The sequence below is a fragment of the Streptomyces sp. NPDC015032 genome, assembly GCF_043080425.1.
Taxonomy (GTDB): Bacteria; Actinomycetota; Actinomycetes; order Streptomycetales; family Streptomycetaceae; genus Streptomyces.
Genome location: NZ_JBIBVN010000033.1, coordinates 65009 through 81759, shown reverse-complemented (window position 1 = coordinate 81759; position 16751 = coordinate 65009). Strand labels below are relative to the sequence as shown.

The 16751-nt window shown below is 71.0% G+C and carries 17 protein-coding genes and 1 pseudogene; 4 read left to right on the top strand and 14 right to left on the bottom strand.

Features of this window, described 5'->3' with window-relative positions:
- Positions 1–40: 40 nt before the first annotated feature.
- Positions 41–496 (bottom strand): hypothetical protein, encoded by a 456-nt coding sequence (locus ACF08M_RS32360; RefSeq protein WP_392188823.1) that lies wholly within the window; start codon positions 494–496, stop codon positions 41–43.
- A 197-nt stretch (positions 497–693) separates the two neighbouring features.
- On the opposite strand from ACF08M_RS32360, the gene ACF08M_RS32355 reads away from it, so the two are divergent.
- The 3 genes and pseudogenes from ACF08M_RS32355 (at position 694) to ACF08M_RS32345 (ending at position 2956) form a co-directional block, all read left to right on the top strand.
- The gene (locus ACF08M_RS32355) at positions 694–1158 is read left to right on the top strand and encodes a hypothetical protein (protein ID WP_392188822.1); all 465 of its coding nucleotides are present in this window, start codon (positions 694–696) and stop codon (positions 1156–1158) included.
- A gap of 101 nt (positions 1159–1259) precedes the next feature.
- A pseudogene (locus tag ACF08M_RS32350) lies at positions 1260–1891 on the top strand (coenzyme F420-0:L-glutamate ligase).
- A gap of 249 nt (positions 1892–2140) precedes the next feature.
- Entirely contained in the window at positions 2141–2956 is an 816-nt protein-coding gene (locus tag ACF08M_RS32345; protein WP_392188821.1) for a shikimate dehydrogenase, read from the top strand.
- Between the two features lie 211 nt (positions 2957–3167).
- Here the strand turns inward: ACF08M_RS32345 and ACF08M_RS32340 are convergent, their stop codons facing one another.
- The 4 genes from ACF08M_RS32340 to hemC form a co-directional block, all read right to left on the bottom strand.
- The gene (locus ACF08M_RS32340) at positions 3168–4208 is read right to left on the bottom strand and encodes a phosphotransferase enzyme family protein (RefSeq protein WP_392188820.1); all 1041 of its coding nucleotides are present in this window, start codon (positions 4206–4208) and stop codon (positions 3168–3170) included.
- Between the two features lie 139 nt (positions 4209–4347).
- Positions 4348–5472 (bottom strand): NUDIX domain-containing protein, encoded by a 1125-nt coding sequence (locus tag ACF08M_RS32335; RefSeq protein ID WP_392188819.1) that lies wholly within the window; start codon positions 5470–5472, stop codon positions 4348–4350.
- A 76-nt stretch (positions 5473–5548) separates the two neighbouring features.
- Positions 5549–6403, bottom strand: coding sequence for a glycosyltransferase family 2 protein (locus tag ACF08M_RS32330; protein ID WP_392188818.1), 855 nt, complete (start codon positions 6401–6403; stop codon positions 5549–5551).
- 301 nt (positions 6404–6704) lie between these two features.
- Positions 6705–7664 (bottom strand): hydroxymethylbilane synthase, encoded by a 960-nt coding sequence (gene hemC, locus ACF08M_RS32325; RefSeq protein WP_392188817.1) that lies wholly within the window; start codon positions 7662–7664, stop codon positions 6705–6707.
- Between the two features lie 619 nt (positions 7665–8283).
- On the opposite strand from hemC, the gene ACF08M_RS32320 reads away from it, so the two are divergent.
- Positions 8284–8802 (top strand): hypothetical protein, encoded by a 519-nt coding sequence (locus ACF08M_RS32320; RefSeq protein ID WP_392188816.1) that lies wholly within the window; start codon positions 8284–8286, stop codon positions 8800–8802.
- Positions 8803–8823: 21 nt separating this feature from the next.
- On the opposite strand, the gene ACF08M_RS32315 is transcribed toward ACF08M_RS32320, so the two are convergent.
- The 9 genes from ACF08M_RS32315 to ACF08M_RS32275 form a co-directional block, all read right to left on the bottom strand.
- Positions 8824–9750: a carbon-nitrogen hydrolase family protein gene (locus ACF08M_RS32315; protein WP_392188815.1), complete on the bottom strand. Its 927-nt coding sequence runs from the start codon at positions 9748–9750 to the stop codon at positions 8824–8826.
- A gap of 55 nt (positions 9751–9805) precedes the next feature.
- Positions 9806–10579, bottom strand: coding sequence for a PIG-L deacetylase family protein (locus tag ACF08M_RS32310; protein ID WP_392188814.1), 774 nt, complete (start codon positions 10577–10579; stop codon positions 9806–9808).
- Between the two features lie 228 nt (positions 10580–10807).
- Positions 10808–11476 (bottom strand): PolC-type DNA polymerase III, encoded by a 669-nt coding sequence (locus ACF08M_RS32305; RefSeq protein WP_391788928.1) that lies wholly within the window; start codon positions 11474–11476, stop codon positions 10808–10810.
- A 117-nt stretch (positions 11477–11593) separates the two neighbouring features.
- A complete protein-coding gene (locus tag ACF08M_RS32300) occupies positions 11594–12097 on the bottom strand; it encodes a class I SAM-dependent methyltransferase (protein ID WP_392188813.1) in 504 nt (167 codons plus the stop codon).
- The gene (locus ACF08M_RS32295; protein ID WP_392188812.1) at positions 12097–12753 is read right to left on the bottom strand and encodes an NUDIX domain-containing protein; all 657 of its coding nucleotides are present in this window, start codon (positions 12751–12753) and stop codon (positions 12097–12099) included. Before ACF08M_RS32295 ends, ACF08M_RS32300 begins: the two co-directional genes overlap by 1 nt.
- Positions 12750–13265: a GNAT family N-acetyltransferase gene (locus ACF08M_RS32290; RefSeq protein WP_392188811.1), complete on the bottom strand. Its 516-nt coding sequence runs from the start codon at positions 13263–13265 to the stop codon at positions 12750–12752. Before ACF08M_RS32290 ends, ACF08M_RS32295 begins: the two co-directional genes overlap by 4 nt.
- Entirely contained in the window at positions 13262–14686 is a 1425-nt protein-coding gene (locus ACF08M_RS32285; RefSeq protein WP_392188810.1) for a phosphotransferase, read from the bottom strand. Before ACF08M_RS32285 ends, ACF08M_RS32290 begins: the two co-directional genes overlap by 4 nt.
- Positions 14683–15495, bottom strand: a complete 813-nt coding sequence (locus tag ACF08M_RS32280; protein WP_391788753.1) for a class I SAM-dependent methyltransferase — start codon at positions 15493–15495, stop codon at positions 14683–14685. The genes ACF08M_RS32285 and ACF08M_RS32280 overlap by 4 nt, the downstream gene beginning before the upstream one ends.
- On the bottom strand, positions 15492–16742 hold the full coding sequence (locus tag ACF08M_RS32275) for a protein-L-isoaspartate O-methyltransferase (protein WP_392188809.1): 1251 nt from the start codon (positions 16740–16742) through the stop codon (positions 15492–15494). Before ACF08M_RS32275 ends, ACF08M_RS32280 begins: the two co-directional genes overlap by 4 nt.
- Positions 16743–16751 lie beyond the last annotated feature (9 nt).

Genomic DNA, 16751 nt, shown 5'->3' with positions numbered 1-16751 from the left:
CGTCAGCAACCCCACAGACACCAAATCCGACAACCGGACATCAGACGACGGCTTCACCCAACCAGAACGCGGCATCCCCCCAAGATACCCCAGAAGCACTTAACTGAACGGTATTGTCCCTAAACCAGCAGAAGTTCGCCGGCCCGACGTGGAGGGTCCTGGCGAGCTTGCGCAGCAGGTTCTCCAGGTGCCGATCGTCGTGAAGGATTTTCGGATCGGTGCGGGCGGCGTCCGTGAGCTCCGCATCGATGTGCGTGAAGGCGTCGATGAGGCCACGGGCTCCGGGCCCGGCGGGCATGATCCCGGCCTGAGCGTCGCGGAATGCCTGGACAGTCAGCCCCAGGTGCTCCTCTTCCTCCGCTGCCTCGACCTCCGCGTGGAAGATGCGCTGGGAGCCACCGGGACGCGCGGCATATCCCTCGGTGGTGGCCACGCTGATGTGCTTCAGCGCCACCTTGGCCGCGAGCAGACCGCCGGTGCCCGTCGTCGACCTCACCCCCTTCCTCCGCGTCCCCGTTCCCCTGGCCGCGGTCATCCGCCTCACCGTCCACCCTGCCGTTCCACGCCCCGTCCTGGTGGCGGCCGCCCCGTTCTCCGTGAACGAGCAACTCCGTCTCCACGAGGGCCCTCGCCCGTTACATCAGCGGACTGCCCACCCCGCTGACCGGCCCCACCGGGGCGCCGTACGGAACGGTGTGGCCGCTGGACGACCTCCCGCTCGCCCGCTGGCGGACCCACCTGATCGCCCGGCTCGAACAGCACCCCTACACCTATCTGTACGCGCCCGATCCGCAGGCCGCCGCCGACCTCATCAGCAAGGAGTCTGTCAACGAACCGGCCATCTACCGGGCCGCCCACCGTGCGCTCGCGTCCGGCAGCCTTCGGGCCATGCTGACCACGCTGGAGGGCCTCGCCCCGCTCCCGGACGGATATGATGACGGGCCCTGGCCACTGCCCGTCGCAGACGCCTGGCGTGCCGTCAACTCCGGTACGCCGGCCGTTGATGCAGCCCACCAGCTGTGGCCGCACTATCTGCACCGTGTCCGCGACTGGCTTGCCAGCGGGCAGCACGCCACCCCACGGCAGCGGGCCCAGAACCTCGCCGCCGCCCACGCCCGCCTGCACACCGTTCTCATCCCAGCAGCAGGAGCTTCGTGATGACCGCCCCCTCCACCTCCGGCTTCTCCGCCTTCGCCCTGGAGCCCTTCCCCACGCTCCAGCCCGGCAACGATCTCGCCGTCGCCATCACCGACGTCCTCATGAACACCAGCACCGTTCTTTGCGACGGGGACATCGTGGTGGTAGCCAGCAAGGTCGTGTCCATCGCGGAGCAGCGCTACGTCGACCTGGCTACCATCACCCCTCACCCCAGGCCGAGGAACTGTCTGCCAGGACGGGCAAGCCCGCCTCGGTTGTCCAGCTCATCCTGGACAACTCCACCGAGCACTTCCTGGCCACCGAACGCGGCCCGATCATCGCCCGGCACACCCTCGGCTACCAGCTGACCTCGGCCGGGATCGACCGCGCCGGGGCAGACGGCGCATGGCTGCTGCCGGTGGACCCGGACGCCTCCGCCCGCGCCCTGCGCGACGCCCTGATCACCTCCACCGGCGCGGACGTGGCGGTCGTCATCGCCGACTCCGACGGCCGAGCCGACCGACGCGGGGCGACCTGCATCTCCATCGGCGCCGCCGGGGTGGCACCCCTGCGGATCACCGAACACGGCGACAAACGGCAGGAGGAGACCCTCACCGACATGATCGCCGCCGCTGCCGGGATCATCCTCGGCCAGCGAGGCCGCGGGGCCCCCGTAGCAGTCCTGCGCGGCATCGCGATCGAGCACAATGACGCAGGAGTCGCCACGATGCTCCACCACGCCCCCCGCTCATGAACTGCCCATCCTGATCACCGGCCCGCAGCGACGCCATCGGCACGCCTGGCCGCCGAAGAGCGCCCACGGCATACCGCTGCGGCTACTCGACCGGCGGCCGCCGGCAACTCCGAACGCGGGTAGCAGGGCGCTGGCCGGAAAGTCCTGAGCCACCAGCCCGGCGGCCACGACCCCAGGGTGGGATTGCTCACCGACCGCCGAACAGGCGCCCGCATTCCCCGGCCACGAACACCCATGCAGGAGAGCGCGATGAAGCAGCTCGCCGTCCTCGGATCACCCATCGGACAGGCACTCTCTCCGGCCCTGCACCGCGCCGCGTACCAGGCCCTCGGCCTGGACTGGACCTACCGTGCAATCGACTGCACCCCCGACCGGCTGGCCTCCTTCCTCGCCTCCCTCGACGGAACGTGGGCCGGACTGTCCCTGACCATGCCGCTCAAACGCATCGCCGTTCCGCTCCTCGACCGAGTGACGGACACCGTCCTACGAATCGGCGCGGCGAACACCATCGTCGTCGCGGACGGCCAGCTCATCGGGGAGAACACCGACCTGTACGGCATGACGCAGGCGCTCCGCGAAGCGGGCGTGACCACAGCAGCCGACGCCACAGTCCTCGGCGCCGGGGCGACCGCCTGCACAGCACTGGCCGCCGCCCGGGAACTGGGCTGCGATCAAGCCAGAGTCATCGCCCGCGACGTCGGCCGAGCCCGCCCAACACTCGAGACCACAGCCGAACGGATCGGCATCACGATCAGAGTCGAACCCTGGACAGCGGTCGGGACGTACCTGACCGCCGATCTGGTCGTTTCTGCACTGCCACCCGGAGCTACCGACGGTCTCGCATCGCTCTGGACACCCGCCGCCGGTACCCTCCTGGACGTCGTCTACCAGCCATGGCCAACCCCCTTTGCGTACGCGGCGAAAGCAGCCGGGCGGCGCGTCGTCGGAGGACTGCCGATGCTCGTGCACCAAGCCGCACACCAAGTGGTTCTGCAGACGCAGTGCCCCCAGGCGCCCTACGCGGAGATGCTGAAGGCCTGCCAATCAAGGGCCAGCACGCTTTGATCCGCCGATGGTGAGCATGACCGCAGCGGCTCCCAGGGGCCTCGGTTGGCGGGAGCGGGAGCGGGAGGGCCGAGGCGGAAGCCGCTGTGGAAGGCGATGAAGGCGTACGGGTGCACCTGACCGTGGCGTCCACGATCCGCTCGAACGCGCGTCCGAGCGGCCGACCATGGTCAAATGGGCGCTTCCGACCTGAGTTAGCTCATTACCGCTCCTAGGTAAGGATGCCCGGGTAGGGGTGCCCCTCCACGTACGCCTGCATGCTCGCCACGATGCCGGCGATGCGTCCCGGTCCCCATGAGGCGACGACGGCATTGACCGGTGCCGTGGCGGTGACGAAGTTGAGGATGAAGGCATCGCGCAGCAGCAGGTAGGGCTCCAGGAGCCGGACGAGGCCAGTCGGCAGGGGCCGCACCTCGGCGTAGCCGGCCAGGAAGGCGCGCACGAACTCCTCGTAAGCGCCCGGTTCTTTCCGCGCGATCCGGTGGACGGAGGAGAGCGCGGTGGCGATATCGATCAGGAAATGACCCACGCCGCAGTCATCGAAGTCGATGACGCCGACGCCGCCGCCAGGCAACGCGAGCAGATTCTCGAGGTGAAGGTCGCCATGGATACGCCCGCGTTCGTCCTGGCCGCCTTCTTGGAGGGCCGGTGTGATCAACTCGGCGACCCTGCGGAGCGCATCGGTGCCGCTGGTGCCCAACTGCTTCTGCGCGGTGGGATCGGTGAGGGCATGCCCCTTGAACAGGATTGTCTCCGCGTCCCAGACCGGCCGATCGAAATCCAGCAGCGGAACCGTCGCGGCGTGCTGGTGCACACGGGCAGTCGCGCAGCCCATCTCCTGCGCCATGCCGGGCTGACGGTAGGAAGGCTCTGCCGTGCCAGGAAGCCAGTGAAGGAGAGCGAGGGTGGACGGTTCGTCATGGCCGGGGACTTCGACGGGGACCACATAACGGCCGTCAGCGGTGGTGACGGGCTCGGGGACGGCGACCGTGCGGGAGACAGCCAGGCTTTCCAGCCATTGCATCTCGCTGCGCTGCTGGCGGGCGGTCCGGCCGTCGCGTACGGACAGACGGGCGACGTAGGAAGTGCGGCCCGGCGGGGAGACACGCCAGACGGCATTGTCCTCGTACCGCTGGACTTCCATCCGTACGACGTCGCCGTCGAGTCCGTAGTGCTCGCTCAGCGCGGCCCGGCACAGCGATTCGAGCAGATCGAGTTGCGCGGCGTGGGAGAGACAGAGAAACGACGTCACGGCGGGCACAACCTCTTTCGGTGGTCGGGGTCGCCGGGCGCCAACCGTGGCCGCAGGCCAGTCTGGTCAGCTGACTGCATTGAGTGTTCTCGCGTGGGCAACCTGGTGCTCCACCGGACGAGCGTGGTGCTGTTCACCATCATCCGATTCCCTCGGCGGGGATTTCCGTGATGGGGGACGGTGCTGCGGGCGAGATGCCCCAGTGTTCGTGGGCCAGGCGGGCGGCTTGGGTCGCCTGTTGGTAGCCCTGGTCGCCCCAGCCGAGAAGCGTGGCGGCCTGCTCTGGGGTGGCCAGGAGCCGGGCGTACCGGCGGCCGCTGGCGGGGTCGGTCGCGGACGGGCCGACTGCTGTGATCGGTGCTGCCAGTCGCAGTCGAGCGCACTCGCCGATGCCGCCGTAGACGTCTCCGGTCGCGTCGTAGACCCATCCCAGTCGCTCGATCCTTCCCAGGGAAAGGGTCAGTTGTGCTTCTTCGGCGGCCTCGCGTACCAGGGCGGCTTCCGGGGAGGAGTCTGTGGCTTCGACCGTGCCGCCGGGCAGCATGGCCAGCGGATCAGCGGGGTCGATCACCAGGACAACGCGGCCGTCGGGTGCGAAGAGCCAGCCCCAGGCCTGGGGGACTGGAAGCCGGTCGGGTACTCGGTCAGGGTGCCACGGCCAGTCGCGTCCCTTCCGGGGCCGTGCGTGTACCTGATACAGGTCCAGCGGTGGCACTTCCCCGACGTGCTGGCCGCAGTCTAGGTGGGCGGTCGTGCCGGACAGGCGGGCGCGTAGCGCGGCGAGCATGAGTTGTGCGTCCACGGGGATCATCCGCTCGGCTGCTGCCCGGGAGTCGAGGAGCTCGTATCCGTGGAGTTCGTCTGCGGGCAGGCGGAGGGCCGCGATGTCCTGCTCGGTCAGCGTTCCGCCGTCGAGCGCGTAGCGCACTTCGCCCGGGAACGGCAGGTCCGCAGCGATGTCCGGATGTCCCGGGGCGACCCAGTTCACGGCCAGCACCCGCCCGGGCGTCCTCAACAGTCCGATCTCTTCGTGTACTTCGCGACGGAAGGCCTGCCCGGGGCCTTCTCCCGGCTCGGCACCGCCGCCGGGCAGCAGCCACTGCCTGCGGTATGTCGGTTTCACCAGCAGGACACGTCCCAGCTTGTCGGTCAGGAGTGCGGCTGTGCCCATCCAGACGGCGTGTCGTGACCGGGCGTACTCCTCCTGGGACATCTTCGGCTGCTCGGGCACTGCGGCTGTGTCACCGTGCGTGGGGGAATTCATTTCTTCGCTCCCGTCTGTTGCGTTGGTGGAGCATGGCATTGGTCTTTGAGGATGTGGCTGGAACCACGGCGGGGGTTCAGATGATGGGCGGCCGGCCGGCGGCCGTCAGCCGCCAGACCGTCTGCCAGCTCATGGGGCGGCGGGTTTGCGCGTGCCGGAGTGCCCATCCTTCCCGCATACCGCGGACCGATTCGTGGGTTCCGCCGTGGCGCAGTAAGCGGGCCAGGGTGATGACGGCCCAGTTCCCCAGGTAGAGGGGGATGAGGGAGCGGGGCAGGTTGCGGTAGGCGACGGTGATCCTGTTGCGGGCGGCGAGCCGGTGGAACGGCGCATGGCGGGTCGGGCTGGTCACCGGGTGGTGCATCCGAAGGTCGGCTGCGTACCAGCCGGTCCAGCCCGCCGCCCAGCATCGACACGCCAGGTCGAGCCCCTCGTGGTACAAAAATAGGCTGGCTCCCCACCCGCCGAGGGCGTCGAAGACGTTCCGGCGGACGAGGACGACGCCCTCGGTCATCGTGGTGATGGTTCCGGGTCTGCCCGGTTCACCGGCGCGCAGTCGGGGCACCCAGCGGCGTGGTGTGGTCACATCGTCGGGCCCGGTCAACCGCGGCTGGACGTAGGCGGCTTCAGGATGCTGGTACGCCTCGGCGATCAGGCGGGCGAGCGCATCGTCCGTGGGCAGGACGGCGTCGTTGTCCAGGAAGAACAGGTAACTGGCCTGGTCCGGCCGGCTCGCCTCGGCGAGGGCTTGGGCTCCGGCGTTGCGGCCGCCGGGAATTCCGATGTTGGTCTCCAGGGCCACAGTGAGGGCGCCGGCAGGGACGATGTCGGGGACACAGCCGTTGCCGACAACGCAGATCCGCAGATCGACGCCTTGCTGGGACATCAGCGTGGCCTGCGCGGCGCGTTCCTGTTCAGGCCTGTCATTCATCGTCAGCAGAACTACTTGGACGACAGGGAAGTGCGGGCGCTGCGGCACAGGGAATTCGCTCCGGATGTGATGGGGCTGTCAGGGGCTGGGCAGCGGGACGGGTGCGGAGAGCGGCTTCGTACGCGGTTGCCGAGGAGGGTCTCAGCGCTGGTGCGCCGCACCCCCGAGGGCTCGTGGACCAGGAATCACCCTCTTTGAGTTCGCTGCGGCGTGTGTGAGCCCGGCGCATCCGTCCTGACTCTTGGCTGTTTCCCTGGCCCGGCGAGCACCGCCGGGCGTTCCCACGGGGCTGTGTGCTCCTTCATGACGGGTTGTCCAGGAGCGAGGCCGCGCCGGCATCGAGGAGTTCGTGTCCCGCGTGTTGCCCGGTGAGGGTCGCTTCGGTGGCGGGGCCGGAGGCGGTCGCGCGGATTGGGGTGCCACCGGCCGGGTCAAGGACCACGGCGTGCACCGTCACCGTCTCGGCCGCCGGGTCGTGGACGGCGTGGACGGATGCCGCGGTCAGGCACCCGCCGCGCAGGGTGGCGAGGGCGGCGCGCTCGGCGTCCAGCAGCATGCGGGTCGGGCCGTGGGAGAGCGGGCCCAGCAGGTGCCCGGTGACCGGGTCGTCGGCGCGGTGCTCGATGACGACGATGCCCGCACCCGACGCAGGCAGCCACTGGGCCGGATCAAGGATCTGGGAGACCCGCCCAGCCAGACCCAGACGGCGCAGCCCGGCCAGCGCGGCGATCATGACATCTACGCCGAGCGTTCCGGTATCGAGGCCGGCCAGCCTTGTGTCCGCGTTGCCTCTGATCGGAACCGGCACCAGCTCGGGGTGGAGCGCGCGCAGGAGGGCTGCCCGCCGGGGTGCACTGGTGCCGACCCGGGTGCCGGGCGGCAGGTCGGCGAGTGTGGCCGGCGGGTGCCCGGCGGGGAGCACGAGGACGTCGCGGGCGTCCTCGCGGTGCAGGACCGCACCGACCGTGATGCCAGGGGCCCGGTCGTGCGGGCCGGGCACGTCCTTGGCGCAGGCGATGGCTGCCTCGATCCGGCCGTCGAGAAGGCGGGCGTCGGCAGACCGGGTGAAGGCCCCCTTCCCGCCGATCTGGGAGAGCGGGCCGCGGTGCCGGTCACCCTCGGACGTGATCGTGACGATATCCAGAGCGGTCTTGGGGTAGCGGTCGCGGAAGAGGGCGGCGAACCGGCCGGTCTGCTCCATGGCCATGGGGCTGGGCCGGGTTCCCAGCCGTACAGGCCGGGCGATGACGGTGCTGGGCATGGTGATGGTCGGCTTTCACGGGGGACGGGTGCTGGGTCAGTTGTTGGTGCACTTGGTGGAGTCGATGACGTGCCCGTGCGCGTGAAGCCAGGCGGCGGCCTCGTGGTAGCTGATCACGTACCCTCCACGGCTGCGGCGGGTGTCTTACCGTGCTCAACGGCGTCCTGGAGGAACACGTCACGGCCCGGCCACCGGAACACCATGCGCGAGAACGATCTGTCCACCACGTCCCCGGTGGGCAGCAGAGGATCGGGGTGCCGGCCGGATGGATGGTCAGGCCTGGGTCGTCGCCGTCACGTACGTCGCGGTCCCAGGCTCGTACCGTGGCTGTCAACTGCTCGGCGAGCTGCGGCCCCTGATCTCCGAAGCCGTGAACCACCCACTCCCATTCCCTGTCGGCCGGGCTGTCGCCGTGCCGGGTCTGGACATGGACGAGGCAGGCCAGTGAGGCGTCACGGAGGACCGCCGGGGCGTCACAGTCCTTCGCGATCACGGTGACACCAGTGCCCTTCTCCCGGCGGGCGAACAGGCGGCAGAAACCGGGCACCGTCGTAGCCGCGTAGAGCTGAAGCGAGCCGAAGTAGAACCCGCTGCCCATCCTCACCCCGGTGGCGACCTCATGACGCGGCCCGCACAGCGCCTCCTCCAACCCCTCCGTGGGGGCGGGGTCGCCGTCCTCGAACCGGAGCTGCAGCTCACCGCCGAGAAAATCGACGACCGGGACGGCACGTGCGTGCTCGCCCTTAGCGCGGATGAACCCGCAGTGCGTGAACCGCTCCGCGCGCAGGACGTCCCCGGCGCCCAGAAGGACATGGCCGGAGGCGTTTGTGACCACGACCGCAGCGCCCATGACCGCTTGCGGGTCCGGCCGGCCCTTTTCCACCGCGGTGAACGACCCGCCCGGCCCTCGCAGAACCAGTACCGCCAGGCCCTGCGCGTCGAACCTCGCGGCCTCCTCGAAACCGTCCGTGATCTGGCTGAGCTCGTCCTCGTCCACAAGCTCGCCGCCGAGCGGTGTGCTCCGCAGGAGACCCACGCCCGTCCCGCGACGAGGTCATTGATCTCCAGCCTGCTGGTTTCCGGCCCTACATCAACGGAACTGCGCGGTCTCGCCGAACGCAGCGGCGTTCTCGCCTGAGGAGGAGGCACTGGGCCGTCCTCAGAAGGCTGTGCGAATGTCGCTGCGCGGGTCCCCTGCCACCAGCCGGTCCTTGTAAAGCCCGTCCTGCGCCCGGCGGCGCCATGGCCGGGCGTACCGAAGGGCCACGTCAATGTCCGGGTCGGCCGAGTCGAGGTCGATGTCCGCGACCGCCAGAGCGGGCTGCCCGTCGGCGGGGCACTGCGCCAGCCACCGGCCGCCGGGCGCCACGATCCCGGACGGCACCGTGGCACTGAACTGGGCCGGCACGGCGTAGCCCACCCAGTAGCAGTACAGCGTCCCGTAGGCCTGGGCGACGCGCGCCCTTGGAGCGTCGTCGACCATCACGGAGAGCAGAATGCAGTCGACGCCCAAGCGCTCGTACTCGTCGAAGAGCGGCGGGAAGTTGGCCTCCACGCACAGCGCGCAGCCAATCCGGAAGCCGCCCACCTCGACGACCAACGGCTCGCGGCCCGGGGTGTACAGGTAGGAGACCTCGGTATGCGACAGGAACCGCTTGTCGTACCTGGCGACCAGCTCGCCACGGTCGGAGACGATGAAGAGGCTGTTGTGGGGCCTGTTCGGCGGCGTGAGCGGGTGAAGCGAACCGAACGCCGTCCACAGCCGTAGTTCTCCAGCCAGCGCAGCGATCGACTCGGCCTCCTCCCGCATGACGTCCCAGGCGGCACGGCGCCAGTCGGCCGGGACCAGCTCGCCGTCCGCGCCAGTCGCCATCACGTGCTTGCTCGGATAGACAATCGCCCCCTCGGGGAACTGCACCAGTTGCGCACCCGACCCGGCTGCCTCCGCCATCAGGGCCCGGATCTCCTGCCCGGCCGCTCGAAGTGCTCCTCGGTCAGTGGGGTCTTCCGGCACCGTGCTCTGCGCGACCGCCAGTCGCAACGTCCGTGACCGGTTGGGGCGTTGGTCGAGTGCAGGAGTCGTCATCATCTCTCTCCGATCAGCAGGGGGCTGCTCGTGGGCGGTGAAGGTGCCGCGGGGGTCAGGCGGCCAGCCGGGTCGGGTCGCCCTTCGTGGGGCCGGGGGTGAGGCGGGTGAAGTGTTCGGTCTGGATGATCTGGGCGCGGTCTGCTTCGGGGAGGCGGGCGAGGATGCCGGGCAGCGGCCGCTCACGAGCAATTTCTCCGCGGTGCGCGAGGATCGCGCGCCACTTCGCGGCGGTCCAGGGAGCGACGTTGACGCTGGTGGTCACGTATGAGTCCGGCACCGCGAGCACCTCCTTTCCCGCCCCTTCGAGCAGCGGGCGGAGCAGGCCGACGCCGGACTCGGGGTGCGTGGCGGCGTAGAGTGCGGCCGGCTGCCACGGGGGGCCCGCTTCGAGATGCAGGTGTGGGAGGCCGGCGGCTTCGGCGGCGAGCAGGGTGATCTGGTGGGTGCGTACGTGGTCGGGGTGGCCGGTCAGCTGGCCGACCGCGTCGTGGGTGACGACGATGTCGGGGCGGAAGTCCCGGATGTGGGCGACGAGGCGGCCGATGGCCTCGTTGAGGGGAGCGTCGACGAGCCGGGGCTGGCCGGGCGCGGCCTCAAGGTTGCGGGCGTCGTTGTAGCCGAGCAGGCGTGGGGATCCGGCGCCCAGGACGGCGAGGGCGTCCGCGAGTTCGGGCGCTCGGCGGCTGTCGGGGGCCCAGGTGGCGGTGACGACCGCTGTGCGGGCGCCGGCGGCGTGGTGCTGCGCGAGCACACCGCCGGCTAGAAGACTCTCATCGTCAGGGTGCGCGAACACTGCCAGCAGCGAGGGGAGGGACGGGTGGTTCATGGCGAAGAGGTCTCCTCGAGGCGGTGGGCGGAAGGGAGGTCAGGGGATCGGCGGCCGCCCGGCGGCGGTGAGTCGGTAGTCGGTGCGCCAGCTCATCGGGGGCCGCGGCTGCGTGTGCCGCGTCGTCCGACGGTCTCGGGCAGGTGGCTGTCACGGCTGGCTCTACGGGCATCGCATCAGACCCTGAAGGGGCTGACCGCATCACGTCTTTCCTGCCGGGGCGCCGGTTCAGAACAGGGCTCGTTGCTCCGCTTCCGGGGCTGCGTGCGGCCGCCGACTGGGCTGCAATCCGGCGACCGCGTCCAGTTCGAGGAGGGTGCTCCACCGCCCGTCGGCGCATCCGTCGTCCAGGAGCCGGGCCAGCACCTGGGCGGTGACCTCGACATCCGGCATGGCCCGGTGCCGTCCGGCCGGCTTGGGGATGCCGTAGTAGCCGAGCAGGCCATCCAGCCCGTAGGAGCCGAGCCCGGGCACCACGGCCTTGGCCAGACGCAGCGTGTCCAGCAGTGGCGTGCCCGCGAGCATGGGACAGTGCTCGGCCTGTCGGCCGATGATCCCGGCCTCCGTGGAGGCATGGTGGGCGACCAGCCGGTACGGCGGCGCGGTCAGACGTGCGTCGAGCCGCGACAGCACTTCGGCGGCCGGACGTGCCGTGGAGAGCATCTGCTGGGTGATGCCCTTGAGCTGTACGTCCCGCGCGGTCACGGGAACGTCGGCGGGCGGCCGCATCAGGTCCTCGAACCGGCCGACCTCCACCAACCGGTCGCCTACGGGGCGCAGTGCCAGCGCCGCGACCTCGATCGGCTCGGCAGGCCGTCCCGCCGGCGTGAGGCCTTCGAAATCGACCACCAAGAACGTCGTGGCGGCGAAGCGGGGATCGTTCACCAGCGCGTTCACGGTGCCATCTCCTGTCGGAACGCCCCGGCATCCGAGCGGGTGCGGCAGTAGGAGACAAAGATCTCTCGGGTGCGGTTTTCGATGTCTGGCACCGGATGCTTCCTTCTGGTCACGGGGTCAGGGCCGCAGGGCGTAGCAGCGCAGGACGTCGAGGTCGGCGGTCCGTACGCAGGACCAGCCGGTCGTCAGCAGTTCGATGTCTAGGGGTGAGATCCCGAGCTTCTGGAGGGCCGGGTTGGTGGTCGTGCGGCGGCCGGAGATCTCGGTGACGACCCAGAAGACTCCGCCGGGCGCGAGGATGCGCCGGATCCGGTCGAGAAAGGCCGGCTTGTCGCCGATCCACCGGTAGACCAGGCGACAGGTGATGAGCCCGTAGGCGGGGTGTGAAAGGGCAGTGAGGTCGGCGGTGGTGATGTCCAGGCGCTGCCAGGCCGGCCCCGTGCCGAAGCCAGGCCCGGGGTCGGCGTCGTGAGCGGCGGCGAGCTTGACCGCGCTGGGGGAACAGTCGGCGCCGGTCGTCCGGTACCCGAGCTCGTGGTGGAGGTGGCGGGCCAGGGCGCCCTCGCCGCTGCCGATGTCGAGGGCGGGGCGGCCCCTGCCGGGGTCGAGATGCTCGGCCATCAGTTGTTTCTCGGCCGTGCACACCTGCCGGTAGCGGCGGCCGCCTGCCCAGAGCGGCTCCCAGTACGCGGCGGGCAGGGAGCGGCCGTCCCGGCCCGGTGCTGCCGTGCTCCCTGTGTTGCCTCCTCGGCGTGCGTGAGAGGACCGTCTGGTCCGGTGTCCCAGTCCCAGGCGCCGACGTAGGCCGCCACCCCGCTCCGGCGGGCCTCCATGACGGCCGTCAGCCGATCGAAGTCCTTCACCGGCATCAGCGCTCGCCACTGCTCCAGTGGCATTGCCTGTAGCTCGTCGTGCTCCTCGGGGGCGAGGACGATGCTCGCGAGCTGCTCGGCGGTGAGCCGCCCGCCGTCGAACACGAACGTGACCGTCGACGACGGGAACGCGGGCCCGGGCAGGCCGAACACCGCCGCTAGCAGCCGCGGCGGCCCGGACACCACCAGCCCGGTCTCCTCGGCGGTCTCGCGCACCGCGGTCTCCCACGGCCGTTCGCCCGCCTCCGTCGTTCCACCAGGCCACTGCCAGGGGTGCTCGGGGCTGTAGACGCTGTGGAGCTGCACGGGCCGGTCGTGTTCGTCGGTGAAGAACACACTGGCGGACACAACGGCCTTCGGCAGCGTCGCCGCGTACTCCTCGGGATCAAGCCTCTTCTCGGTCATCGCGCGCCCCCGTCCCGGGCCTGCGGGAGCTTCGTCATCCGCATGAGGGCCGGATCGCGCGCAAAGCCGAACTCCTCATACAGCGGCGCGGCCTCCTTGCTCGCATGCAGCTCGTAGAGCGTGACCCCCTCCCGCTCCAGCACGTCCAGCAGCGCGGACACGGCCGCCCGGGCGAGGCCGCGCCGCCGGTGGGCGGGTTCGGTGGCCGCGACGTGGATTCGGGCGGCCAGCCCCTTGGGGTACTTCGGGGCCGGCAGGACGGGGTGGACCAGTGCGAGCGCGCAGGCGGCCAGCCCGCCGCCCGGCGCGTCGACAACGCAGGCGCGGGCATCGCCCCCGGGCTGCAGCCGGGATGCGAGCTGGTCGCGGCAGATGCCGAGCCACTCCTCGTCGAGAGGCTCGCTCAGAACGAGCTGCGAGCGCAGCCGGGTGATCTCGGCGGCGTCGTCCGCAGCGCCCGGCCGCGGAACGGGCCTTGTCCCGGTGCCTGGTACGTCGGTGCTGTGCGTCATCGCGGGTTGCCTCCGTCGATCACGTGGGAAGCGTGCGCAGCAGCACCGGCGCGGCAGCGCAAGAGGGTGCGGCGCCCCCGTTCGACCAGTTCCGGGTCGCCGGTCTTGCTCCCGAAGGCGATGCCGGACACCGCGTCCAGGACCGTCTCCACCAGCAGGCGCGCCCCTTCCGGCTCCGTGAGACGCCGGCCGTACCCGTCGAAGAACGCCTCGTAGAGGTCTTCCCGGCCGTCGAAGCAGTCGAGGAGACGGACCAGATCCCGCACGGCGGGCTGGGGTTCGCTGCGCTCGAAATCGATGACCCGCAGGGTGCCGTCACCGGCCCGGCGCAGGTTGCGGAGCTGTAGATCGCCGTGGGTCACCACCGCTTCGACCGCCGGCAGCCGCACGGCACTGTTCACGACCGACCGCACGTACTCCTCGTCACCCGGCCGCAGATGCGGCCGCGCCCCTTCCAGGTGCCGCTCCAGCTTCGCGTGGGGGACGACCGGCGCCGTCCCGGGCGCCGCCGCCGGCAGGGGGCTCGCGTGGATGCGGGCCGCGAGCTGACCGATGGCCCGGAACACCCGCCGCTCCTCGTCCGACGGCAGCACCATCCCGTGCAGCGGGCGGCCCTCGACGGCAGTCAGGACGACCGCCCGCAGCGTCACGTCGGCCGCCACCAACCGGGGACCGGCGCCCCCGAGCCCCGGCACCCAATCGCGCAGGGCCGTGACCTCCCGGCCATGGAAACGAGCATTCTGGTGGATCTTGACGAACCACACCCCGCCCGAAGAGTCCTGCGCGCGCCACACCCGGCTGGCGGTCCGGGCCCAGGACACGTCCGTCCAGGCGGTGACCCGGCCGCCCGCCCGCTCGACGAACTCCCGCACCTCCCGCCCAGGACGCGGCTCGCCGCAGTCCGGGGCGGGCACGAGGCCGAGCCGGTCGACAGCCGGGGCGTGCCCGATCGGATCGCCCGGCTCCTGGAAGTGCACCGCCACGGGAACACCGGCCCGGTACGCCTCCAACCCCGCGCGGCAGTAGGCGACCATCGGCTCCGGCAGAGCGTCGAACGCAAACCAGTCCATGGCGTCGCACACCTTGGGCTCCTTGACGTCCGGCGTCCCGGACCAGCGGCGGACCTCGAAGAAGAACCCGACCCGCGCGCTCCCGGCCGGCGCCCGGTGGTGGACGGTGACCGCGGCACGTACGTCGTCCGGCTCCACCACCAGGCCCGTCTCCTCGTATGTCTCGCGCACGAGCGCGGTGACGACGTCCTCGAAGGGCCCGTCGACGTGACCGGAGGGGAAATGCCAGTTCCCTGCGGCATAGACGGTGCCAGCCCGCCGCGACAGCAGCACCTCCGGCCCCTTCTCCCCCTCGCGGACGGCGATCAAGTGCACGTCCACCGGCACCGCGTGCCGCTCGCCGCCGCTCACCGGGCACCTCCCGGCCGGCGGGCGAGCAGGACGTCGAACACCCCGTCCTCGACGAGCCCGTCCTCCTGTGCCGCCTGCTGCTCCAGCAAGGCCCGGGCCTCGGCCTCGAACCGGGGATGCCGGTCGCCGAAGAGGCCGGGGCGGGCAAAGCTGGTGCTGCGCAGGTAGCCGATCACCTTGTCCGGGGTCCACACGCGGCGGAGCGGGAAGTGGTGCTCTTCGACTTCGCTGAACGGGGACTCGGCCAGGTCGTCTTCGTACCGGCGGCCCGGCTCCGCGTAGGCCCCGGTGGCTCCGGCGCGGCGCTCGGCGCCGAGGTAGGACTGGATCAGCTCCCGCAGCGCGACGGCCCACGGCGCCGGATGGGTCCAGAGGCTGCCGTCGCCCATGATCGCCAGCGTGGCGCCGGGGGAGGTGACACGGTCGACCATGGCCAGGACGGCCGGGCGGTCCATCCAGTGAAAGGCCCGCGCGCAGGTGACCAGATCAGCCCGGTATCCGGCCCTGGGCGCGGTGAACTCCTCGGCCCGGACGGGATGGAAGGCGGCGGCCCGGCCCGCGAGAAGAGGACGGAGGTCGAGATCGGCCTGGTGGAGCATGTCCCGGTCGGCATCCACCAGGTCCAGGCGGGCGAGCTGCGGCAGGACAGGCAGCAGGGCGGCCGGCACCTGGCCCGTCCCGGTGCCCAGGTCGAGCAGAGCCGGACAGCGGATGCCGCGCACAGTGCCGGCAAGCAGCTGGACAACTTCGTCGGGGAGGCTGGGGCGGTGCTGGCCGTAGGCGTCCGCCGTGGCGTGGAACAGGCTCACAGGGCTTTCTCCGTGTGGTGCTCGGTCGGGCAGGGGGCGGCGGGTTGGTGGGGCACCGGCGCGAGCGGAGGCAAAACCCACTTCAGAGCGCGCAGATCGGCGCCGGAGGCGACGTGCTGTGGCCCGCCGTCTTCCGGCACGGTCACCCGGTACCTGTCGGGACGTCCGGCCAGGACCCAGCGGGCGTGCACGTCCTCGAGCTCGGCCCACACGTCCCGGGGCCCGTGGACGCGGACGGTGTTCTCGCCGGGCCCGGCGACCGCCCAGGAGTCCTCGTCGGGGGCGGCGATCGTCATCGTCTCGGCCTGGAAGTCGCGGACGAGCCCAGGAGCGAGGTAGGCGGCCGCGAGCCAGAACCCGTACGCGTCGTCCGGCGGCGACGCGAGCCGGGTCGGTCGCGGTACGCCGGGGTCGTCCTTGATACGGGGCCGCACCTTCACCGCGTTGAGCCACCAGTAGCCGAGCATGGGCCGGTATCCGCGCGGCCGCCCTCGCAGCACTGCCTCGATCTCGCCCGCCCCGGTACGGGTGGCCAGGAGCTGTCCGGGCCAGCTCGGGGTGCGGGTGGTGAGCGTCGTCAACAGCCGCCCGCCGGGAGCGAGCTGCGCCACCCACGCCGGCGGGACGCAGGGCACGCCGATGCCGGAGTGGACCCGGTCGAACACTCCTCCCGCCGGGTGCCCGTCGAGAGCATCGCCCTCCACGACCGCCGCGCCCAGACCAATCCGGTCGAGGTTGCGCTGGGCGAAGGCGGCCATGCGGCCATCCCGTTCGACGCCGACGGCGAGGCGGGGGCCGGTGACGGCGGCGGCGAGCCCGAGAGAGACTCCCGGCCCCGGGCCAAGTTCCAGGTACCGCTGCCCAGGACCCAGTTGCAGCGTCTGGAGAGCTTCGACGGTGGCCTGGCCGTAGGTCGACATCGACGTCATGTTCCCGCCGGTCACCGGCCCGCGTACGAGCGCGTCGAGCGGCTCCCCGTCGCGCTGCAGCAGGACCGACTCACCACTGTGGATCAGGTCGAGCCACTCGGCCCGGTCGTCCGGGTGTGCGCCCTCGAGCAGGTGCCACTCGATCGGCTCGACGCCCGGATCGCTCACCCGTAGATACGCGTGGGGAAGCAGCACCTCCCGCGGCACCGACAGCAGCGCCTCGCGCAGCCGGACATCGGTCAGCACGCCGTCGGCCTCCAGGCGCTCCACCATCGCGGCGCGGCGGGCACCTGTCGTGGTGGACAGGTCAGCGGACATGACGGTCCT